At 36.6% G+C, this 20,247-nt stretch carries 22 protein-coding genes; 8 read left to right on the top strand and 14 right to left on the bottom strand.

Features of this window, described 5'->3' with window-relative positions; translation table 11 throughout:
- Positions 1-194: 194 nt before the first annotated feature.
- A complete protein-coding gene (locus tag SJY09_RS03710) occupies positions 195-1,283 on the top strand; it encodes a M42 family metallopeptidase (RefSeq protein ID WP_396637611.1) in 1,089 nt (362 codons plus the stop codon).
- 46 nt (positions 1,284-1,329) lie between these two features.
- Complete coding sequence (locus tag SJY09_RS03705) at positions 1,330-1,878, top strand: NUDIX domain-containing protein (RefSeq protein WP_396637610.1); 549 nt, start codon at positions 1,330-1,332, stop codon at positions 1,876-1,878.
- On the opposite strand, the gene hisS is transcribed toward SJY09_RS03705, so the two are convergent.
- The 5 genes from hisS to rpsF all read right to left on the bottom strand — a co-directional run bounded on the left by hisS (position 1,873) and on the right by rpsF (position 5,025).
- Positions 1,873-3,249 (bottom strand): histidine--tRNA ligase, encoded by a 1,377-nt coding sequence (hisS, locus tag SJY09_RS03700; protein WP_396637609.1) that lies wholly within the window; start codon positions 3,247-3,249, stop codon positions 1,873-1,875. The two genes, SJY09_RS03705 and hisS, sit on opposite strands and share 6 nt — an antisense overlap.
- Positions 3,250-3,282: 33 nt before the next feature.
- Positions 3,283-3,759 (bottom strand): DUF6495 family protein, encoded by a 477-nt coding sequence (locus SJY09_RS03695; RefSeq protein WP_396637608.1) that lies wholly within the window; start codon positions 3,757-3,759, stop codon positions 3,283-3,285.
- Positions 3,760-3,915: 156 nt separating this feature from the next.
- Positions 3,916-4,368, bottom strand: a complete 453-nt coding sequence (gene rplI, locus SJY09_RS03690) for a 50S ribosomal protein L9 (RefSeq protein ID WP_396637607.1) — start codon at positions 4,366-4,368, stop codon at positions 3,916-3,918.
- A 13-nt stretch (positions 4,369-4,381) separates the two neighbouring features.
- Positions 4,382-4,678: a 30S ribosomal protein S18 gene (gene rpsR / locus SJY09_RS03685; RefSeq protein ID WP_047245121.1), complete on the bottom strand. Its 297-nt coding sequence runs from the start codon at positions 4,676-4,678 to the stop codon at positions 4,382-4,384.
- A 5-nt stretch (positions 4,679-4,683) separates the two neighbouring features.
- Entirely contained in the window at positions 4,684-5,025 is a 342-nt protein-coding gene (gene rpsF, locus SJY09_RS03680) for a 30S ribosomal protein S6 (RefSeq protein WP_396637606.1), read from the bottom strand.
- A gap of 233 nt (positions 5,026-5,258) precedes the next feature.
- Between rpsF and SJY09_RS03675 the strand changes: the two genes are divergently transcribed.
- On the top strand, positions 5,259-5,951 hold the full coding sequence (locus tag SJY09_RS03675; protein ID WP_099574919.1) for a LytTR family DNA-binding domain-containing protein: 693 nt from the start codon (positions 5,259-5,261) through the stop codon (positions 5,949-5,951).
- 54 nt (positions 5,952-6,005) lie between these two features.
- Here the strand turns inward: SJY09_RS03675 and priA are convergent, their stop codons facing one another.
- The 4 genes from priA to nadC are packed head-to-tail and all read right to left on the bottom strand — an operon-like array spanning position 6,006 to position 10,734.
- Entirely contained in the window at positions 6,006-8,462 is a 2,457-nt protein-coding gene (gene priA / locus SJY09_RS03670) for a primosomal protein N' (RefSeq protein ID WP_396637605.1), read from the bottom strand.
- A gap of 5 nt (positions 8,463-8,467) precedes the next feature.
- Complete coding sequence (locus tag SJY09_RS03665; RefSeq protein ID WP_396637604.1) at positions 8,468-8,908, bottom strand: DUF2147 domain-containing protein; 441 nt, start codon at positions 8,906-8,908, stop codon at positions 8,468-8,470.
- Positions 8,905-9,876 carry a YihY/virulence factor BrkB family protein gene (locus SJY09_RS03660; protein WP_396637603.1) on the bottom strand — a complete coding sequence of 324 codons (972 nt, stop codon included), beginning with the start codon at positions 9,874-9,876 and terminating at the stop codon, positions 8,905-8,907. Before SJY09_RS03660 ends, SJY09_RS03665 begins: the two co-directional genes overlap by 4 nt.
- Positions 9,877-10,734 carry a carboxylating nicotinate-nucleotide diphosphorylase gene (gene nadC, locus SJY09_RS03655; protein WP_396637602.1) on the bottom strand — a complete coding sequence of 286 codons (858 nt, stop codon included), beginning with the start codon at positions 10,732-10,734 and terminating at the stop codon, positions 9,877-9,879.
- Positions 10,735-10,797: 63 nt separating this feature from the next.
- Here nadC and rlmH point away from each other — a divergent pair, with 63 nt between their 5' ends.
- Positions 10,798-11,271 (top strand): 23S rRNA (pseudouridine(1915)-N(3))-methyltransferase RlmH, encoded by a 474-nt coding sequence (gene rlmH / locus SJY09_RS03650; RefSeq protein ID WP_396637601.1) that lies wholly within the window; start codon positions 10,798-10,800, stop codon positions 11,269-11,271.
- A 145-nt stretch (positions 11,272-11,416) separates the two neighbouring features.
- Here the strand turns inward: rlmH and serA are convergent, their stop codons facing one another.
- The 5 genes from serA to SJY09_RS03625 form a co-directional block, all read right to left on the bottom strand.
- Complete coding sequence (serA, locus tag SJY09_RS03645; protein ID WP_396637600.1) at positions 11,417-13,309, bottom strand: phosphoglycerate dehydrogenase; 1,893 nt, start codon at positions 13,307-13,309, stop codon at positions 11,417-11,419.
- A gap of 202 nt (positions 13,310-13,511) precedes the next feature.
- Positions 13,512-14,306, bottom strand: a complete 795-nt coding sequence (locus tag SJY09_RS03640) for an alpha/beta fold hydrolase (protein WP_396637599.1) — start codon at positions 14,304-14,306, stop codon at positions 13,512-13,514.
- 2 nt (positions 14,307-14,308) lie between these two features.
- The gene (locus tag SJY09_RS03635; RefSeq protein WP_396637598.1) at positions 14,309-15,004 is read right to left on the bottom strand and encodes a DUF3307 domain-containing protein; all 696 of its coding nucleotides are present in this window, start codon (positions 15,002-15,004) and stop codon (positions 14,309-14,311) included.
- Positions 15,005-15,007: 3 nt separating this feature from the next.
- Positions 15,008-15,613 (bottom strand): SatD family protein, encoded by a 606-nt coding sequence (locus SJY09_RS03630; RefSeq protein WP_396637597.1) that lies wholly within the window; start codon positions 15,611-15,613, stop codon positions 15,008-15,010.
- A gap of 88 nt (positions 15,614-15,701) precedes the next feature.
- Positions 15,702-16,154 (bottom strand): methyltransferase family protein, encoded by a 453-nt coding sequence (locus tag SJY09_RS03625; protein WP_396637596.1) that lies wholly within the window; start codon positions 16,152-16,154, stop codon positions 15,702-15,704.
- Between the two features lie 62 nt (positions 16,155-16,216).
- On the opposite strand from SJY09_RS03625, the gene SJY09_RS03620 reads away from it, so the two are divergent.
- From SJY09_RS03620 to SJY09_RS03605, 4 genes are all read left to right on the top strand, one after another.
- Positions 16,217-16,804, top strand: coding sequence for a non-canonical purine NTP diphosphatase (locus tag SJY09_RS03620; RefSeq protein WP_396637595.1), 588 nt, complete (start codon positions 16,217-16,219; stop codon positions 16,802-16,804).
- Positions 16,791-17,435 (top strand): DUF4337 domain-containing protein, encoded by a 645-nt coding sequence (locus tag SJY09_RS03615; protein WP_396637594.1) that lies wholly within the window; start codon positions 16,791-16,793, stop codon positions 17,433-17,435. Before SJY09_RS03620 ends, SJY09_RS03615 begins: the two co-directional genes overlap by 14 nt.
- Positions 17,436-17,595: 160 nt before the next feature.
- Positions 17,596-19,398 carry a DEAD/DEAH box helicase gene (locus SJY09_RS03610; RefSeq protein ID WP_396637593.1) on the top strand — a complete coding sequence of 601 codons (1,803 nt, stop codon included), beginning with the start codon at positions 17,596-17,598 and terminating at the stop codon, positions 19,396-19,398.
- A gap of 77 nt (positions 19,399-19,475) precedes the next feature.
- Positions 19,476-20,246, top strand: coding sequence for a carboxypeptidase-like regulatory domain-containing protein (locus SJY09_RS03605; protein ID WP_396637592.1), 771 nt, complete (start codon positions 19,476-19,478; stop codon positions 20,244-20,246).
- The last annotated feature ends 1 nt before the right edge of the window (position 20,247 follow it).

Here is a 20,247-nt window from a genome sequence, read left to right as displayed (position 1 = left end):
GTTTAAAGCAAAAGCCTTGCCAAAATTAATGATAATTCAGAAAGCATAGTATCAAAAACAATCGAATATTGCTAAGTTTGTATTATAGATTCCTTTGTTGAATATCCAATAGGTATTAGAAAGGAAAACAACTTATTGTTCCAAGGTAATCCTTGAGACATTTTAATCTCGATTATCGAGTAAACAAATAATATATGGCCAAAAAAGATATTATTACAAAAAAGTCCCTGGAATTTTTTGAAAAATACTTGAACAATGCTTCCCCTACGGGATATGAGTGGGAGGGGCAAAAATTATGGATGAATTATCTAAAACCTTACGTGGATACTTTTATTACCGATACGTACGGTTCTGCAGTTGGAGTGATAAACCCTGATGCAGAATTTAAAGTGGTCATCGAAGGGCATTCTGATGAAATATCCTGGTATGTAAATTACATTACCGATAACGGATTGCTCTATGTTATCCGTAATGGTGGTAGTGACCATCAAATAGCGCCCTCTAAATGGGTAAATATCCACACCAAGAACGGAATTGTAAAAGGTGTTTTTGGATGGCCAGCCATACATACAAGAAAGAGTGGTAAAGAAGAACCACCCAAATTAGACAATATTTTTATTGACATAGGTGCAAAAGACAAGGAAGAAGTAGAAAAAATGGGAGTTCATGTAGGGTGCGTTATTACCTACCCAGATGAGTTTCATGTATTGAATAAAGATAAATTCGTCTGTAGAGCTATAGATAACCGTGCCGGAGGTTTTATGATTGCCGAAGTGGCACGTTTGCTTCATGAAAACAAGAAAAAACTTCCTTTTGGGCTTTATATTACCAATTCGGTGCAGGAAGAAATTGGTCTCAGAGGTGCGGAAATGATTACACAAACTATTAAACCGAATATCGCCATTGTTACGGATGTGTGTCATGATACCACGACCCCATTGATTGATAAAAAAGTACAAGGGCATACCGAAATTGGTGCAGGGCCTGTAATTTCTTATGCTCCAGCAGTACAAAACAAACTCAGGGAACGCATAATAGATACCGCGGAAAAGAATAAAATTCCTTTTCAACGTATGGCGGCTTCAAGGTCTACAGGGACAGATACGGATGCATTTGCATACAGTAATGGTGGCGTAGCTTCTGCTTTGATTTCTTTACCCTTAAGATATATGCATACCACCGTTGAAACCGTACATAAAGATGATGTGGAAAATGTAATCCGCCTGATTTATGAAACACTGTTAAACATTAAAGAGGGAGAAACGTTTAGTTATTTTGACTAATAGTTAGCTCCTAAATCCTTTTTTAGAGACAGAATTTTAGTAAGTTATGGATGAATTAATAACCATTTTAGATTCCCAAGGGAATAACACAGGTGAAATTGAATTAAAGTCCTATGCGCATCGCATGGGACTTTTTCATGCTACCGTACATATTTGGCTTTACACAAAAGACGGAGAGATTCTTATACAAAAGCGAGGAAAAAATAAGGTTATACACCCATTGCTTTGGGATGTTTCAGTTGCAGGACATATTGGTGCTGGTGAAGAAATTAAGCTTGCAGCGATTAGGGAAATAGCAGAAGAAATTGGTTTAGATATTAAGGAGAAAGAATTAGAAAAAATTGGTGTTTTTAAATCTGTCCATGAACATCATGAGGACCTTATTGACTCCGAATTTCACCATACTTTTATTTGTGAACTTCAGTCACCTTTAAAGCAACTAAAAAAACAGGATAGCGAAGTAGCGGCTTTAGATCTTATTTTCATTGATAAATTTCAAGAAGAAACTGAAAATAATATAAGACTGAAAAAATATGTTCCTCACAAAACCTCCTATTTTCATGAAATAGTCAAATCTATTAGAACAAAACTATAGACTATCGATAAAACTTTGAACCTCTTTTAAGGTATAGGTTTTCTGTTCTCCGCTTACCATGTGCTTAACCACAAAAGACTGATTGTTCAGCTCTTGCTCACCTAACAGTATTACATAGGGAACCTTACGATTATTGGCGTACTTAAATTGTTTTTGAATTTTAGCATTCGTCGGATATAGGTCCGCTTTTAAACCTGCTTTTCTTAAAACTGTAGTGAGCTTAAGCGCAGCCAAGCTTTCTTTTTCTCCAAAATTTAAACAGAGTAGATCCAGAGATTGGTCAATTGCTTCTGGAAAAAGGTGCAATTCTTCTAGAACCAGATATATACGGTCCAAGCCAAATGATATTCCAACACCACTTACATCTTTTAATCCAAAGATACCTGTAAGGTCATCATAACGTCCACCGCCGCCTATGGAGCCCATAGCAACGCCTTCCGGTGCTGCGACTTCAAAAATAGCGCCGGTATAATAATTAAGTCCTCTGGCCAGAGTAACATCTATGGTGAGTTGGGCAGATTGCAGCCCTAACTCGGCAATAGCTTCAAATATAAATCGTAATTCTTCAACGCCTTTACTACCTTCTTCAGAGTCTTTAAGTAATTCCGATAAACTTTCCAATTGTTCGGCATTACTTCCTTGTAAAGAAAATAAAGGAGTCGCCTTTTCAATAGCTCCCTCAGAAATGCCTTTACTCAACATTTCCTTCTTTACTCCTTCTTCTCCAATTTTATCTAATTTGTCAAGAGCTACCGTGAAATCTATCAGTTGCTGTTTTGCACCTATTACTTCGGCAATGCCCGATAAAATTTTACGATTGTTCATTTTAATGGTTACCCCATTTAAATTTAAATCGGTAAAAACGGTATCGTACAATTGAACGAGCTCCACTTCCTGTAACAAGGAATCAGAACCTACTACATCAGCATCACACTGAAAAAATTCCCTAAACCTTCCCTTTTGTGGTCTATCCGCCCTCCATACGGGTTGTATTTGATACCTTTTAAAAGGGAAGTTCAATTCATTTTGATGCATTACCACATAACGTGCGAAAGGTACTGTCAAATCATAACGCAGAGCTTTTTCGGTTATTTTTGGTACTAACGAGCTAGATTTTTTAGAACTATAGGTTACATCATCCACCTTGCTTATAAAATCACCTGAATTTAATATTTTAAAAATCAGTCGGTCTCCTTCTTCACCATACTTACCCAATAAGGTATCAGAATTTTCAAATGATGGGGTTTCTATAGGTTGGTACCCAAATGTTTGAAAATGTTTTTTGACAATGTCAAAAATATAGTCGCGTTTGCTGACTTCTATAGGAGTAAAATCTCTAGTTCCTTTGGGTATAGCTGGTTTTTGTGCCATGAAATAAAATTCTGTTGCAAATATAGTTCTACGCTAGGAAACTTCCATCATTGATTCAAACCACTGGTATAAATCGCCCTTTGTGATTACCGCGCCTTGGCGTATGAGTTGAAATTTATCTGAGTTCTTATCTTCCGTATAGGCCTTGGCAGCAGTCATATAATCCACAAAATCGGACTGCCAATTTTTCTTGAACCACTCAAAGCCCACTTTAGTGGTCAAATCAATTTCTGGATTCATTACTTTGACCGCAATTAGTTTCATTTCTTTCTCCGCCAAATGAAAGAGATGCATTTGCTGTGCGGATATATTCTCTAGGTAATTCACCTTGGTCAGAACACCCTCCCATATTAAGTCGCTAAAAACATCTAGTTCATCCTCCGCAACCTTAGGGGTCTCCTTTTTAATTTTTGCCCATTCTTCTCCAGTTATCGACTGGGTAGCCAAAAAGTTGATGAACTCTTGGTTCAACTCTTCTAATTGTTCTTTTGTAAGTCTAATATACTTCATAGTAGTAAAACTATCTCGGGGCAAGCCCGAGAGGCATTGAAATAAAAATCAAGTTTATTTTCGACCCATAGGTCGGAGCATTAAAATCTCGACTATCGAATAAACAAATAAGCCCTTCAGAAAACTGAAAGGCTTATGTATTCAAATTAGTAAGAATTACTTTTTTTCTGCAACTACTTCAAATGGAAAATCTAACACGACCTCTCTATGTAGTCTAATCTGTGCATTATAAGGGCCAGTTCTTTTAACAGAACCACCTTGAATACTGATGAACTTTTTATCTATTGCATGACCTTCCTTGTCTAAAGCAGCAGCTAAATCTATTGTAGTAACAGACCCGAACAATTTGTCCCCAGCTCCTGTTTTAGCGGAAATCTTCAATTCTAATGCTTTTAATGCATCAGCAGTTTTATTAGCGGCGTCTACAACTTTTTTCTCTTTGTGCGCTCTTTGCTTTAAATTCTCGGCCAAGACCTTTTTAGCGGAAACGGTGGCCATTGCAGCCAATCCTTGAGGAATAAGGTAATTTCTACCATATCCGTTTTTTACCGTTACCAAATCGTCTTTAAAACCTAAATTTTCTACGTCTTCCTTTAATATAAGCTCCATGATTCCTTTTCTTTTATTTTAATAAATCACCAACGTAAGGCATTAAAGCCAAATGACGTGCTCTTTTTACAGCCTGGGCTACTTTTCTTTGATACTTCAAGGAAGTTCCTGTAAGTCTTCTAGGTAACAATTTACCTTGTTCGTTTACCAACTTCATTAAGAAATCTGCATCTTTATAATCAACATACTTGATGCCTGATTTTTTAAAACGACAGTATTTCTTTTTTGTATTGGTTTCAATGTTCAATGGAGTTAGATACCTAATCTCCCCATCCTTTTTACCTTTCGCTTGTTGTTGTAATGTAGACATAATACTTAAGCTTTAGTTGTTTTGTTTCTTGTTCTCCTTTTTTCTGCCCATGCTACGGCGTGCTTGTCCAGTTTAACGGTCAAAAATCGCATAACACGTTCATCTCTTCTAAACTCCTGCTCGTAAGGCGTAACCACCTCACCAGAGTTAGTAAATTCGAACAAGTGGTAAAAACCACTTTTTTTGTTTTGGATAGGATAGGCCAATTTTTTCAGTCCCCAATTCTCTTTGGCGACCATTTTGGCTCCATTCTTAATTAAGAAATCTTCAAATTTCTTAACTGTTTCCGCAATCTGATCATCAGAAAGCACGGGATTCAAAATGAAAACAGTTTCGTAATGGTTCATAATTATATTTTGTTTTAAGGAGTGCAAAAATAGGTATTATTTTAAAATAAATATAAGAAAAGGGAAAATTCTTCGTTATAGGAAGAAGCAATATTAAAATTAATAAACCAAATCTTAAAACCCATGGTTATCGCCGATTACACAATTAACAATGCATTGTTTACATCTTTTGTTGCAGTTCAGCGTTGTTTTTCGGTAATTTGTCGATGATTTAACCCCACAAATCAGCCCTTATGAAATTAAGAAGTATTATCGTCGACGATTCATCCATGCAAAGGATGGCCGTTGCAAAATTGGTTAACAACCATCCCAACTTAGCGATGGTAGCTGAATACAGCAATGCAATCGAGGCAAAAAACGGTATCAAAAACAATGAGATAGATCTTATCTTTCTTGATGTTGAGATGCCCATTATCACAGGATTTGACCTACTGGAGTCCCTAGATAACAGTCCTCAGGTAATTTTGATTACCGGAAAACCTGATTACGCCCTTAAAGCTTTTGATTACGATGTAACGGATTATTTACATAAACCGATTACTATGGCACGTTTTGATGCGTCCGTTAAAAGAGCTGTTGCCAAGTACGAGCAATTGAACAGGGTAACGGAAGACGAAGAACATATTTTCGTGAAGAGTAATCTTAAGAAAAGAAAGGTTATTTTAAACGATATTAAGTGGATTGAAGCTCTTGGTGACTATATTAAACTAGTTACAGATGAGGCGAATATCGTAATTTTATCAACAATGAAATCCTTTGAAAAACAATTACCAGAGGAGAAATTTTTAAGAATTCACAAATCCTATATTGTGAATTTAGAAAAAGTTGAGAAATTTAATAGTAAAAACGTAGAAGTTAGCGGTAGATCTATTCCTTTAAGTAGAAATAAGAAAACTGAATTAGCAGAAGCGCTTAGCAACGTATAAAGATATTTATGATATAATTTTACTTTAAAAAAACCGCCTTTTCAGGCGGTTTTTTTATATATGGTCTACATTGTAAATAACACGTACACTGCGGTATGATGAAATTGCTTTAAAAGACTTTTCTATTCTTCTTATATTTCTCTTGGAAGTTCCGAGCGACTCGTTCTTATCTATTTTTATCAATATGTTTTTTAGATACTGATTTCGTATACGAGATACAGGCGGATATTCTGGCCCCAAGACCGTAGCCCTCAACACGTTCTTTAACGCGCTACTAAACCATTCTGCAGCTTCGTTTAAAACATTGTAATTTTTATGTTTTAAGGTGATTTTTATAATTCTATTGGTCGGTGGGTATTTATACTGCTCTCTTTCATACAATTGTTCTTGAAACATACCATCATAATCACCAGTGGATACCTGCTTCAAAATTTGATGGTAAGGATTATAGGTCTGGATAATTACTTTCCCTCTTTTTTTGGTCCGCCCTGCCCTACCGGATACTTGAGTAAGTAATTGAAACGTTCGTTCATGCGCGCGATAGTCAGGAAAGTTAAGAAGGGCATCCGCATTCATTACCCCAACAAGGCTTACATTCCGAAAATCCAAACCCTTTGTGATCATTTGGGTTCCGATTAAAATCTCCATTTCTTGTTGTTCAAAGGCGGTTATAATTTTCTCGTAAGCATATTTGCCGCGTGTAGTATCTAAATCCATACGACCAACCTTAGCATCGGGAAATAGTTTTCTCACTTCTTCCTCAATTTGCTCCGTTCCAAATCCTTTTGTGTCTAAATCCGAACCTCCACAGGCAAGACAACTCTCCGGAATTGCCGTGGCGTGACTACAATAATGACAGCGTAATTGCTTTTTGTATTGATGATACGTAAGGCTAACATCGCAATTAGGGCATTGTGGAGTATGTCCACAGGTTAAGCATTCCAATACGGGTGCATAACCTCTTCTGTTTTGAAAAAGTATGATTTGCTCCCCCATTTCCAATGCTTCTGACATTTCTTGTAGCAACCGTTCCGAAAAGTGTCCTTTTAGCCTCCTCTTTCGTTGTGCTTCTTTAATATCCACTAACTCCATATCTGGCATGAGTACATTCCCAAACCTTCTACTTATTTGAGCGTAACCGTACTTTCCTTGCTGTACGTTGTAAAAACTTTCAACACTCGGAGTCGCAGAGCCCAATAGAATTCTAGATTTATGTAAATTACCTAGAACTATAGCTGCATCCCTGGCATGATATCGTGGCGCAGGGTCAAATTGTTTGAACGAACTTTCATGCTCCTCATCAATTATAATGAGTCCTAGTGCTTTAAAAGGAAGAAATAAAGCCGATCTAGCTCCTATGACCAGTTGCGCCTTAGGCTTTTGATGCAAAACATTGTTCCACACCTCTATCCTTTCATGAACATTATATTTTGAGTGATAAATGGCTATTTTTTCACCAAAATATTCTTGTAATCGGGAAATGAGTTGGGTGGTCAATGCAATTTCCGGAAGTAAGTAAAGGATTTGCTTATCGGCTTTCATCAAATCGGCTATCAACTTTACATATACTTCGGTTTTACCGGACGAGGTTACACCGTGAAGAAGGGCAACCCTTTCATTATCGAAGGATTTTCTTATAGAATTTAGAGCTTCTAGTTGATATTCGTTTAAATCCTTAGCGTTACTATCATCGCTGGAACCATCAAAATTTACGCGGTCCCTTCTTATAAAATAAGTTTCAAGTATTTCCTTATCTACCAGTGCCTTTAACACTGCCGCCGAAGTATTACTAGACTTTTCCAAATCCACACTTGCTATTGGCTTCTTGGAGGTAGCCTGAAGCTGAAAAAGTGCTAAAACCGCTTGACTTTGTTTTGGAGCCCGTTTTAAGGACTCTAGTAAAAGTTCTAAAGATTCATCGGTTCTGTACGCTGGCCCAAGTCGAATATATTTGACCAGTTTTGGCTTGTATTGCTCATAAATTTCTTCCTTTAAAAGAACGATTTTTTTTTCCAATAAACGTTGTAAAATAGGCATTACGTTCTTGCGTTCCGTAATAGCAGAAACCTCATGTACTTTTAGAACAGATTGATGCTGTAAAGCCTCATACACCAAAAACTCATTATCCATTAAAGTATTTTCATCTACCTCAGCATCTTTGTTCAGCAGTACCAAGGTTTCACTTTCCAAAAGAAAAGCACTGGGAAGTGCGCTTCTTAAAACTTCTCCTAGCGTACACATATAGTAACTAGCAATCCATTTCCAATGCTGTAATTGTAAAGGAGAAACTATAGGGTAATCATCTAGAATTTGATGTATTTCCTTTGCCTCGTATATTTCTGGGGCCGTTTGATGCACGGCTGCAACAATTCCTGTATATATTTTTGATTTACCAAATGGGACCGAAACTCGCATACCCATCTCTACAAAGGATACTTCTTCCTCAGATATGGTATACGTAAACGTTTTTTCTAGCGGAATAGGTAAAATTACATCTATAAAATGTGCCATAAGTATTATCCCTCCACACGTAACCAAGTTTGCGTACGATAAATAAAAGCAAGATAACCCCTAACCTTCAGTTCATTAGGATTATCGGGGTTCAGCCAGATTTTACAACGAAATGTCATGGCCTGTTCAGGATCAAATAAACGCTTGCCCTTCCATTCACCATCATCATTCTCTTTTGCAGCAGTAATTATCTCCATACCAACGACAGGTTTATCCTTTAATTCTCCATCGCACTTAATGCATTTAGCGTTTTCTTTTCCTTTTTCCAAAATATCTTCTACAAAGCCATACATTAAGCCATTTTTCTCATATATATTGATAATTCCCTTTGGTTTACCTGTGCGGTCATCAATGGTTTTCCACTTTCCGAAGACGGACTGCCCTGTAACTGTAACAGTGAAGCAAGCAAAAGAAAGTATCATTAAAACTTTAACGAAATTCATCATTCTTCTTTTTTAGCAATTTTTCTTAGCGAATTCAAGGAGGCGTTCAACTCAAATCCAAGTAGCAATATATTAGAATTTAACCAGATGTAAACCATTAAAATCAACAAACCTCCCAAAGCACCATATAGTTCGTTATATCTTGCAAATTTTTCTACATATATTCCAAACAGGTAGGAAGTTACCAAAAATAGAATGGTGGTCATTAAGGCCCCTATTGAAAAAAAACGAGCTTGCTTACCTTCTCTAGTTCCAAAATAGTACAAAATGGCAGTTGTAAAATAAGATAGGACCACAAAAAACAATACCTTCCCTATTTGTACGCCCATGATGTCATCTTCCCCTAGTACATAGCCTCCTTGTCTCGCAGCAAATTCTGTCAAATAGCCCAATACATAGAATTCAAAATAGATAAAAGCTACGAAGCCAACGATAATGAGAATAGCCAGAATAAGCCCTACCATAAGGGCAAACAGGTACTGTCTAAAAAAATTACGGGTTAGTTCGATATGGTATGAGGTTTCAAACCCACCAAAAATGGCGTTTACACCATTTGCTACTAAAAAGATAGAAATAATAAAAGAAGACGATAGTAAACCTCCTCTTTTTTGATCTTTAATCTGTTGAAAAATTTCTCCAAAATATTCTCCTGTAGCGGATGGCAAGAACGACTCTAAAAAAGACAGAAATTCGGCATCAAAATTACTATTCTCAAGGCTTACGTAGGATACTAGGAAAGGCACCAAGGTTACCATGAAAATTAATAGTGGAAAAAGTGCCATGAATAAACTAAAGGCAATGGCACTAGCTCTGGTAGATAAAGTACCCTCAAGAATTCCTAGGATATACATCTCCGCGAGATCGTAAATGGACAAACCCTCAAAACCAGGAAGCTTTACGGTCTTTAACAGTCGAACAACCCAATTTACTATAGGAATTTTATCAAGCTTTTCCTCAATCTCTACAGACATTTATACTGCTTTAAGGCTTAAGTCCATATTATAAACCGAATGTGTCAACGCCCCTGAAGAAATATAGTCTACACCACACTCCGCATAATTACGAATAGTTTCTTCATTAATACCTCCTGAGGATTCCGTAAGGCATTTACCTCCTATCAACCTAACTGCTTCGCGTGTATCTTCATAGTTGAAGTTGTCGATAAGTATACGGTAAACACCATCAGATTTTAAAATTTCTTTTATCTCTTGAAGGTTTCTGGCTTCAACAATTATCTTTAAATCCCTGCCCGTATCTCTTAAATAATGCTGTGTCTTTTCTATGGCCTTTGTTATACCACCAGCAAAATCGATGTGATTGTCCTTCAACATAATCATATCATAAAGGGCGAATCTATGGTTCTCTCCTCCCCCAATCTTCACTGCCCATTTTTCTAAAGCTCGTATGCCCGGAGTAGTTTTTCTGGTATCTAGTATTTTGGTATCCGTCCCTTCCAATAAGTTGACAAAGAAATTAGTTTTGGTAGCAATGGCACTCATCCGTTGCATTGCATTCAGCACCAATCTTTCCGACTTTAAAATACTTTGTGAACTTCCCTTTACATAGAACGCAATATCTCCATGAGTGACTTTACTACCATCATTGATTAAGGTTTCTACTTCTAAACCTTCATCTACATAAGAGAAAACTTCTTTGGCAAAAGCAATCCCTGCGATAATCCCTTCATCTTTTACCAATAATTTTGCTCTACCGGTAGCGCTTTTAGGAATACATGCTAAAGAACTATGGTCACCGTCACCAACATCTTCCCTTATTGCATTTGAAATTATACCCTTAATCTCTCTATTAAACTGTTCTTCTGAAATCATAAAATCGTATTGTCACCTGCTAAAATACGAATCCATTTTGGGAAATTGATTTACTTTTGGTGTATGACTATAAAACTCTTGGCCATAGGCAAAACAGATAGCACACAACTCCAACAGCTTATTGCTATCTATGAAAAACGTTTAGGGCATTATATTAATTTTAAGCTAGAAGTAATTCCTGATTTAAAAAAAACCAAAAACCTTTCCCAACAACAACAGAAAGCAAAGGAAGGAGAATTAATCCTTAAACAACTGACCAATACGGATACCCTTGTTCTTTTAGATGAAGGTGGCAAGCAATTTAACTCTTTAGAATTTTCGCAGTATTTACAAAAAAAAATGAATTCCGGTTTAAAACAGTTAGTCTTTGCTATTGGAGGACCTTATGGTTTCAGTGATTCCGTTTACAAGGCCGCATCGGGGAAAATAAGTTTGTCTAAAATGACCTTTTCCCATCAAATGGTACGTTTGTTCATCGTTGAACAGCTATACAGGGGGTTTACTATTTTAAAAAACGAACCATATCACCATCAGTAGGAAAAAACGAGTTAAAAAACCAAATTCAAACCCAACTTCGAAACAGCTTATTTTTCACAACGGCTAGAAAGTGTAGCTGTATTTAGAAAGTCACGAACTTAGCTACTTACCAACCACTATTTGATGGCTATTACCGAGAAATATGCTAATAAAGTACTCTGAACTTAATCGTATTCTCTACTTTTCTTAGAGCTTTAATAACATCTTTGTTGTACTCTTTATCCAAATCTGTTATCACATAACCAACTTCACTATCGGTAGACAAATACTGGCTGGAAATATTAAGTTCGAATTTCGCCAGTACTTCATTGATTTTTGCCATGATTCCCGGTACATTCTTGTGTATATGCAAGAAACGATGTGCCTTATTTTGCTTAGGAAGTCTAATATTAGGAAAATTAACGGCATCTACCGTGTTGCCAGAATTTATATAATCCATTATTTTATTTGGCACGAAATCCGCAATATCCCTTTGTGCTTCCTCTGTACTACCACCAACATGAGGGGTTAGTATTACATTTGAAAAGCCCTGAAGTTTAGTCTTGAAATCTCCATTGCTCCTAGGTTCTTCTGGGTATACGTCTACAGCCGCTCCGCCTATTTGACCACTTTCTAGAGCAGCGACCAAAGCATCGATATCCACTACAAAACCTCGGGATAAATTTACCAACATGGCACCTTTCTTCATTTGGTTTATTTCTCGCTCACCAATGAAGTTTTTATTAGCAGGATTATCGTCAATATGAAGTGTTACCACATCTGATATATTGAGCAAATCCTCTAGGGTATTGCATTTTTTAGCGTTACCAAGTGCTAAACTGTCCTCAACATCATAATAATAAACACGCATACCAATAGCCTCTGCCAAAACCGATAATTGCTTACCTATATTTCCGTAGCCTACTATCCCTAAATTTTTACCACGAACTTCTCTAGAACCGGCAGCGGTCTTTTGCCATTGCCCGTTATGGATTTCAGAGCTTCTAGCGAATACACTGCGCATTAACATAATGATTTCCCCTATGGCGAGTTCTACTACAGATCTAGTATTACTGTATGGAGCGTTGAAGACCACGACCCCTCTATTCTTAGCATGCTCTAAGTTTATTTGTGTAGTACCAATACAAAATGCACCTACTACCAATAATTTATCCGCAGCATCCAAAACCTTTTGGGTTACTTGAGTTTTTGACCGAATACCTAAAACGTGAACGCCCTTTATTTTTTCTATAAGTTCCTCTTCTGGCAAACTATGTTTAACCAATTCTACTGAAAAACCTTCGTCGGAAAGATTCTCAAAAGCAGCGGTATGAACATTCTCTAACAAAAGAATTTTTATTCTATTCTTGGGGTAAGATATGTTTCTAGGCAAATCGTTCACAAATAAAAACTCGTCTAAACTCGGGGTTACATGGTCTGCATTGTCCGCAGCTTTATCTCTATGAACATTTTCAGTGTAAGCAAAAAATTTATCCGCTATTCCTGCTTCTCGCATAACGTAATCACTATAACCATCTCCTATAACCTGCACTTCACCGTCTAAATCCATCTGCTTAAGACACTCAATTTTACCATTATGTTGAGAAAGGACATTACCTTCGTCAAACCCAACAATATTCCCTTCTTCATCAAATTTAAAAGTATTGGCATATACCCTATCTGACGGAATATTATATTCCTTAACAATGGGATCTATAAACTCCTTGAATCCGCACGAAATCACATAAATATCATCTGCATATTTTTCAAAAAATTCTTTATTAGAAGCTATGGATTTAGATATCTTTTGACGCAATTCTGCCACCAAACCCTTCAAGTCGGATTTATTGGCATTCAGCAACTTTATGCGCTTTTCTAAAGATTCCGTAAAGGATATATCACCATCTATTCCCAAGTTGGTGATCTTTTGTATTTCGTTGATGACTTCTTCCTTGTTAGATTTTCCCTGTAGGGTCATTTCCGCAAGCACATCCAAGGCTTCTACCCTAGTTAACGTACTATCGAAATCAAAAACATATTTTCTTCCTGCTTCTACCATTTTAAATGTGCTTTCTTACTTCTTTGAGTTTGAATAAAAACAAGCCGTAAAAATAAAAATTTATTCAACCCGAAGTATAGGAATGTTATCAAAAGTTATCCCTATAACCAAAACCTATTAAAATGATAGGAATTTTGTAGATTCTTACGGTTTCTGATGTGTAATACCGATTTACATCGCTCTAAATTCAAAATAATATTTTCTATAAAAAGCTCAGAATTGCTTTTGAAAAAGCCTCCGTTTTATAGGTGCCGTTATGATTTCCAGGAACAACAACGAATTTGCTTTTGTTAAAAGTTTTATGAAGTAATTCTGGATTACCATTTTCTAGATCTTCATCCCCAGCAATGACCAAAACCTTGGTCTTTACCGCTCTCAATTCTTCAATTGAAGTTACAGGTTGGTATTTTTGCTGCAAATGCAAAGAGCGCAAATCTGCTCCGATGGATTTGGCATAGGCTACCGCTCCTTTCGTTTCCTCTGTTACAACTCCATTGAACGCATCCATAAACATAATTCTTCTATCCCAGTTAGGGTCTGTAAAATTAATTCCCATACCACCTAGAACAGCTTTCTTAATACGGGGTTCTTTTGTCAATAACTTTGCAAGTACAATACTACCTCGAGAATAGCCGATAGCATAAAACTCTTTGGAGTTAAGATGACTCATCAGCAATTTTAAATCTTTTACTTCGGCATCATTAGCGTATGATTTTTCCGCTTGTGGTTTATCGGAATCGCCATTTCCTCTTAAATCAGGAACAATGACCCGGTAACCCTTTTTCAAAAGATCGCTTTTCAATTGTGTCTTATCCCAAGAAGTTCTAGAATTAATAAAGCCATGGATAAGCAATATGGGCTTACCAAAACCTTCATCCGAATACGTTATATCTACATCATCAAAAGAAGTAAAATAGTTGGTTTGTGCACTAACATTTGAAAACATCAAAACAGAAATGAATACTAATAGAGACCAAAAGCTATACTGTTTTTTCATACTTACATAGTGTAGATTAGGCCAGTTAAAATTGCTAAACCAAAACTCACCAGTGTCCCGATTAGGATGTACTCCGTAAGCTTTCTGTTATTGGTTTCCTTTAAATCATTAAACCGAAACACTGATTTTGCCGTAATCAACAAACCTATGGCCTCCCATCTTCCTATAATTATAAAAACCAGTACGAATAGGCGCTCTATGATGCCTATATATTTTCCTGCATTGGGTAATGATTTATGGTTCGTTTCTATTTGATTGGACATTCCCTCCAATAATCGACCCATGATGATTGCCGACGGAGAAGTAACGAATACAATAGCTACTATCAATGGCCAGTCCAAGTCTTGGAAAAGTTTTATCGTGTGTTCCGGCAGTTCTTTATAAAAACAGCAAGCATAGATAACCAAAATATGTAATAGCTGATCTAAAAAGAAAGGAATGTTCTTATGCCTAAAAAAGTGGGTCACATATAATTTTAAAATATCTATAATAAGATGACTCCCGGCAATGATCAGTGCCATCCACCAAAGTGAAGCATCCCACAATACCAACATGTATAAAAGAAAGTGAATAATTACATGAAGATATAGGTACTTAGACCCTGCCTTATTCGCTTCTTTGTGAATTACCCATTTCAATGGCTGCAGCATAAAATCACCAATTAAATGTGCTAAGAGTAATTTTACGAACAAGATCATAGCTTAGGCTGTTTTAAATGTGTTTTCATAATAAGCTAATAGCTCTAAAACCAAGTCTATACGTGCCCTTTTAAGTCTTTGACTCACGGCAGATTGTTTAATTCCAAGATTTTGGGCCAACTCCTTTTGGGATACCTCTGAATTATCCAAAACAATGGCTACTATTTCCGCAGAGACCGCACTCCAACTATCCATAAAATCCAAGCCGAGCTTTAACATAAGGTTTACGGTCTTATCATAACTTTCATCTCCTGTTGCAATACTTAAGTTTACTTTGCTGTCTTTAAGGGAATCAAATCTACGACCAGAACGTTGATATGCCGGGCCGTTAGATTCACTGACACCCGAACCGATAAAGGTTTCCAAACCTACCCCTATTCCCATACGGACATCTAAGCCTTTTATAGATTTTAAAATTGCTTTAATCTGTATAGCGGTGGACAAAGCATTTTCCTTGTTGACCTTTAATTGAAATTCATCACCACGATAAATTTCCCAAACCATTGGACTAGTACCAAAACGAGAAAGGTATTTTTTCAAAATAGGAATCCATTCTGAAGATGGATAATTTTCTGAATTAATGATATCTCCTGTAATAATTGCTATCATAATTATTAACTAAAACGCTAATATATTAATTAATAAGCTTTTTTGCTAATATTTAGCAATATTACTTTTTTCAATAATCATAACTGTATTAAAACCATCGCCTAGTCTTTGTAACATACTTCATGTATTCCTTACCAAACTTCCTACCTAGGATCTGCTCTTCTGGAATAATTTGAAATCGATTCATATAATACACAAATCCCGAAGCCAATAGAACGTTAAAAGCATTACCCAACTTTAAACCCCAAGCCAGAAGCATTAATAACATCGCCAAATACATAGGGTTTCTAGAAAATTTATAGAGACCATTGGTTACCAATTGCCTTACTTTTGCAGGATTCCCCGGATCAACGGTAGTTTTTGTTATAAAAAATTGAAATATGGCTATCGCTAAAACACCCACGGCAATTCCTGCCAATACTTTAACCATTAGCAAGCGTCCGAAGAAATCAAAAAAACCAAAAGGCAAAAATTTGTTCAACAAGAACATGAGCAGGCCAAAAACGAAAAATACGATAACTGGGGGTAGTTTTAACTCCATTTTATAAAATTAGTATTTTTGAATTTGACAAAATCTAAAAATCGAAGAATTAATTACGCTGTATGGAACTGGTTTTTGCCACTCACAATAAAAACAAATTAAAGGAAATTCAAACTTTAGTTCCTGACAACATACAACTACTGTCTTTGACGGATATTCAATGTCACGAACCCATCCCTGAGACTAAGAACACATTGAAAGGTAATGCAAAATTAAAAGCCGATTATGTGACCAAAAATTATGGACTACCTTGCTTTGCAGATGATACAGGCCTCTTAGTCAAAAGCTTAAACGATGCTCCAGGGGTATTCTCTGCGCGCTACGCAGGACCACAAAATAATGCAGAAGCCAATATGGATAAATTGCTTCAGAATTTAAAAAATAAACCTGACCGATCCGCTAGGTTTAAAACTGTTATAGCACTGAACTTAGGAGGTAAAACCTTCTTCTTCGATGGAACGGTAACCGGCGAAATACTTACGCAAAAAAAAGGCCAAGATGGTTTTGGCTATGACCCGATTTTTAAACCAGATGGTTATGAAAAAACCTTTGCGGAACTACCATTAGAAATAAAGAATAAAATAAGTCATCGAGGAAAAGCCACAGTGAAGCTCATTAACTACCTAAATACAAATTATGCTACAATCTAAAAACAGTATGGATACCGTTGAGGTTTCCGTAGCTTCAGAAAGAGCGGAAGCTATCGGTGGAGTCCTAATTGCCTTTTTTGCGGCATTAATGGCCATTTCGCAAATGGTTAACGGGGAGCTGGAAGAAGAAATGATGATTGCCCATAACAGGGTTGTCAATTATTCTAGCTGGTACCAATCTAAAAGTATCAAAGAAAGTCTTAAAGAAAGTGAATTAGATTATTTAAGTACATTAGTTACAAGTGGTATTATTCCGGAAGAAAAAATAGCGTCCGTAAACACTAAAATTCAATCAGTTGAGAATCAAATTATTAAATACGGAAAAGAAAAAAACGAAATTTTAATAGGCTCTTCTAATACACCCAAAGAAAATTGGGTGCAAGACTTAGACGGTGAACTAGGGGCTATTATAGGAGTAAAGGAGTGGGAACAACTTGCCGAACAGTATGACGATGCTACTAAAAAATTTGACCTGGGCATGCTCTTCTTTCAAATCTGTATTGTTCTCGGTGCCGTATGTATCATTATCTACGACAACCCTAAATTGCAGAAAGGATTTATCGTATTAATGATAGTATGCGGTATTATCGGAATTATCATGTCTGTATATGGTTACAGTTCGGCTCCCTAACCCCCAATTTTCATACTAATTATAACATCTCACTAATTAGCAGTACCTTTGCCGCTTTATAAAACGCCGCTGGTATAGCACGTGTTGCCCGGAGTCAATAGGTTATGTTCGATAATCGCTCTATGCAACATTCATATTTGCGATTAAGAACTATAATAGTATGACAAATTTTGAAGCACTAGGACTGCAAAAGTCCTTAATTGACGCTGTCTCGGATTTAGGTTTTGAGAAACCTTCCGAAGTACAGGAAAAAGCAATCCCAATTTTATTGGAAAGTGAGACCGATTTGGTTGCACTTGCACAAACAGGAACCGGTAAAACCGCTGCCTTTGGTTTTCCATTAATCCAAAAAATAGACCCCAATAGCAGAACAACACAAGGTTTGATACTATCCCCTACTAGAGAACTGTGTTTGCAGATTACCAATGAAATTAAATTATATTCTAAATACGAGAAAAATATTAATGTAGTCGCTATTTATGGTGGAGCCAGTATTACAGAACAGGCAAGACAAATAAAAAGAGGAGCTCAAATAGTAGTAGCCACTCCAGGTCGTATGAAAGATATGATCAATCGCAGATTGGTCGATATTTCTAAAATAGATTATTGTGTTTTAGACGAGGCAGATGAAATGCTGAACATGGGCTTTTTTGAAGATATTAAGGATATTCTTTCTAACACACCCGACGAGAAATCCACTTGGCTTTTTTCGGCTACTATGCCAAAGGAGGTTTCAATGATTGCCAAAAAATTTATGCATTCACCACAAGAAATTACCGTGGGGGCTAAAAACTCGGGTGCCTCAACGGTTCAACACGAATACTACGTAGTTGGTGGTAGGGACAGGTATCCTGCTCTAAAAAGATTAGCAGATACCAATCCTGATATTTTTTCAGTGGTCTTTTGTAGAACCAAAAGAGATACACAAAGAGTAGCGGAAAAACTTATTGAAGATGGTTATAACGCTGGGGCTCTACACGGAGATTTGAGCCAAAATCAACGCGATCTGGTAATGAACTCGTTCCGTAAAAAACAAATACAAATGTTGGTTGCTACCGATGTAGCGGCCAGAGGTATTGATGTGGACGATATTACACATGTAATCAACTATCAATTACCAGACGAAATAGAAACATATACGCACCGTAGTGGCAGAACGGGAAGAGCAGGCAAATCCGGTATTTCCATGGTTATTGTTACGCGCAGCGAAATGCGTAAAATAAAGGCTATTGAGAATAAAATAAAACAAAAATTCATTGCTAAAAAAATTCCTACGGGAATGGAGATTTGTGAGATTCAACTTTATCATTTAGCCAATAAAATTAAGGATACCGAAATTAACGAAGATGTTGAAAGCTACTTACCTGCGATTAACGATGTCTTAAAAGATGTTGATCGGGAGGAGCTTATCAAAAAAATTGTTTCTGTAGAATTTACTCGTTTTTATAACTACTACAATAAGTCGAAAGACCTAAACACGTCAGATTCTGGAGAAAGGGGCCGCGACAGAAATAACAGAGGTACTGTACCTACCTCGGGCTCTGTACGTTATTTTATAAATGTTGGAGAAAAAGACGGATATGATTGGATGTCACTTAAAGACTTCATTAAAGATACAGTAAATCTTGGTAGAGAAGATGTTTTTAAAGTAGATGTAAAGGACAGTTTTTCTTTCTTCAATACCGATGCAGAAGTAACCGATAAAATTTTATCCACCTTTACCGAATTTAAGGTGGACGGTAGATTTGTAAACGTAGAAGTTTCCAAAAACCCAGGAGGTGGCGGAGGTGGCAGACGCAGAAGCGGAGGCGGCGGATTTAGGGATAAAGGCAAAGGCAGAGGAAACCGTGACGGAAATAGAAGCGGTGATAAATCTAGAAGCAAAGGAAGGGAAAGGCGAAATTCTTCTAGTCCTAACTCTGGGAAAAGAAGAAGCAACAAAAGAAAAGGTGATTTCTTTTAGTTAATTCTATATTAAAAAATACGCTTCGGCGTATTTTTTTGTTTTGTTTGTATTTTTAATTTTCACAGCAAAGGTTTATGGGTAAATATATTCTGGTTGTTTTTTGTTTATTCAGCTTTTGGGGACATGCTCAAAATGAGCCCGAAACCAATATCATAAACGCTCTGGTTGTAAATGCGCAAACAGATGAACCCATGGAAAGCGTTCATGTGGTGAACTTGAATCAGGTATTGGGTACTATTACCAACGAAAAAGGGGAGTTTTCCATTACTGCCGCAGTAAATGATACCCTTTATTTTTCCTTCCTAGGTTACAAATCCCAAAAAATTAGGATAACCAACGACATGTTCAAGTTTAAGGATACCAAAATTGCTTTGACAGAACTTGCTTATGCTCTAGAAGAAGTTATCGTTCGTCCCTACCAACTCACAGGTTACCTAGAAATAGACGTGAAGAATTTACCCATTAATAATGCCTATCAATATAGTATTTCTGGACTTTCTGTAGGTTATGAGGGTGGTAATAAGAATCCAAGTGCTGTTACTAAAGTACTGGGAGCAATACTGAATCCGGCAGATTTGCTTCGGAATCTCTTTGGAAAAAAACCGAATCAAATGCGTAAACTACGTCAAATAAAGGAAGATGATAGAATACGTGATTTATTAGCATCAAAATTTGACCGCGAGACCTTAATGGAACTGCTACAATTGGATAAAATGGACATACAGGACATCCTGAACAATTGTAATTATTCTAATTCATTCATTACTACTGCTAATGACCTACAGATTTTAGATGCCATCAGTAGCTGTTATGAAGAGTTCAAAGTTCTAAATCGTAAGAAATAAA

The sequence above is a fragment of the Maribacter sp. R77961 genome (genome assembly GCF_044594925.1).
Lineage (GTDB): Bacteria > Bacteroidota > Bacteroidia > Flavobacteriales > Flavobacteriaceae > Maribacter.
Note: the sequence above shows the minus strand (reverse complement) of the source record. Positions and strands in the feature narration are given on the sequence as shown.

Excerpts from the sequence above, each read along its gene's own strand:
- priA (WP_396637605.1), bottom strand. The coding sequence starts at position 8,462 with ATGGCACATTTTATAGATGTAATTTTACCTATTCCGCTAGAAAAAACG.
- rlmH (WP_396637601.1), top strand. The coding sequence starts at position 10,798 with ATGACTATAAAACTCTTGGCCATAGGCAAAACAGATAGCACACAACTC.
- SJY09_RS03605 (WP_396637592.1), top strand. The coding sequence starts at position 19,476 with ATGGGTAAATATATTCTGGTTGTTTTTTGTTTATTCAGCTTTTGGGGA.
- rpsR (WP_047245121.1), bottom strand. The coding sequence starts at position 4,678 with ATGTCTACATTACAACAACAAGCGAAAGGTAAAAAGGATGGGGAGATT.
- rplI (WP_396637607.1), bottom strand. The coding sequence starts at position 4,368 with ATGGAGCTTATATTAAAGGAAGACGTAGAAAATTTAGGTTTTAAAGAC.
- SJY09_RS03640 (WP_396637599.1), bottom strand. The coding sequence starts at position 14,306 with ATGAAAAAACAGTATAGCTTTTGGTCTCTATTAGTATTCATTTCTGTT.
- SJY09_RS03675 (WP_099574919.1), top strand. The coding sequence starts at position 5,259 with ATGAAATTAAGAAGTATTATCGTCGACGATTCATCCATGCAAAGGATG.
- SJY09_RS03695 (WP_396637608.1), bottom strand. The coding sequence starts at position 3,759 with ATGAAGTATATTAGACTTACAAAAGAACAATTAGAAGAGTTGAACCAA.
- SJY09_RS03705 (WP_396637610.1), top strand. The coding sequence starts at position 1,330 with ATGGATGAATTAATAACCATTTTAGATTCCCAAGGGAATAACACAGGT.
- SJY09_RS03665 (WP_396637604.1), bottom strand. The coding sequence starts at position 8,908 with ATGATGAATTTCGTTAAAGTTTTAATGATACTTTCTTTTGCTTGCTTC.
- rpsF (WP_396637606.1), bottom strand. The coding sequence starts at position 5,025 with ATGAACCATTACGAAACTGTTTTCATTTTGAATCCCGTGCTTTCTGAT.
- SJY09_RS03625 (WP_396637596.1), bottom strand. The coding sequence starts at position 16,154 with ATGGAGTTAAAACTACCCCCAGTTATCGTATTTTTCGTTTTTGGCCTG.
- SJY09_RS03620 (WP_396637595.1), top strand. The coding sequence starts at position 16,217 with ATGGAACTGGTTTTTGCCACTCACAATAAAAACAAATTAAAGGAAATT.
- SJY09_RS03660 (WP_396637603.1), bottom strand. The coding sequence starts at position 9,876 with ATGTCTGTAGAGATTGAGGAAAAGCTTGATAAAATTCCTATAGTAAAT.
- SJY09_RS03610 (WP_396637593.1), top strand. The coding sequence starts at position 17,596 with ATGACAAATTTTGAAGCACTAGGACTGCAAAAGTCCTTAATTGACGCT.
- nadC (WP_396637602.1), bottom strand. The coding sequence starts at position 10,734 with ATGATTTCAGAAGAACAGTTTAATAGAGAGATTAAGGGTATAATTTCA.
- SJY09_RS03635 (WP_396637598.1), bottom strand. The coding sequence starts at position 15,004 with ATGATCTTGTTCGTAAAATTACTCTTAGCACATTTAATTGGTGATTTT.
- SJY09_RS03615 (WP_396637594.1), top strand. The coding sequence starts at position 16,791 with ATGCTACAATCTAAAAACAGTATGGATACCGTTGAGGTTTCCGTAGCT.
- SJY09_RS03630 (WP_396637597.1), bottom strand. The coding sequence starts at position 15,613 with ATGATAGCAATTATTACAGGAGATATCATTAATTCAGAAAATTATCCA.
- SJY09_RS03710 (WP_396637611.1), top strand. The coding sequence starts at position 195 with ATGGCCAAAAAAGATATTATTACAAAAAAGTCCCTGGAATTTTTTGAA.
- serA (WP_396637600.1), bottom strand. The coding sequence starts at position 13,309 with ATGGTAGAAGCAGGAAGAAAATATGTTTTTGATTTCGATAGTACGTTA.
- hisS (WP_396637609.1), bottom strand. The coding sequence starts at position 3,249 with ATGGCACAAAAACCAGCTATACCCAAAGGAACTAGAGATTTTACTCCT.